Annotated in this window: 1 protein-coding gene; it reads left to right on the forward strand. The window is 29.3% G+C overall.

Annotated elements, in window-relative coordinates; genetic code table 11:
• On the forward strand, window positions 1–501 hold a 501-nt coding region (locus JQM82_RS16085; protein ID WP_235251428.1), incomplete at both ends, for a hypothetical protein.

A 501-nucleotide genomic window follows, 5' to 3' on the forward strand; every position in this document is an offset into this window, starting at 1 on the left:
ATCTATTATGGAATATAAATGTTTATCCGATTTTTTGTTTAAAGGAGAAAATAAAAATATTAATATAAGTGTGAGCAAAAATAGTCCAGTTAATGCCTCCTTAAGTTTGGATGGATACAAACATTCAATGGTTCAAATAATAGCATTAACTATTGCACTCAAAATGAAGACTGTTATTGTTAATCCACCTATAGTAAGTGATACATATGTTTTTATCGCAATAATAAATGAACTAGGTGGTACTGCAAAAATATATAACAAACGTTTGTTTATTGACGCAAGTACCATATGTAATGCCAACATTCCTTTCTTTTTAGGAAAGTGTATTCATGGTTCTATGTATTTGTGCCCGGCGCTATTAATTGCATTAGGAAAATTTGAATATTATGGTTCTGGAGGTTGTCAAATTGGTGATTCGATAGATTCACATAATAGACCATTTTCTCATATTGCTTCAGTGATTGAATGTTTTAATCACAAAATAAGTATAGAATCTAATAG

The sequence above is a fragment of the Faecalicatena contorta genome (genome assembly GCF_021531995.1).
Lineage (GTDB): Bacteria > Bacillota > Clostridia > Lachnospirales > Lachnospiraceae > Dorea_A > Dorea_A contorta_A.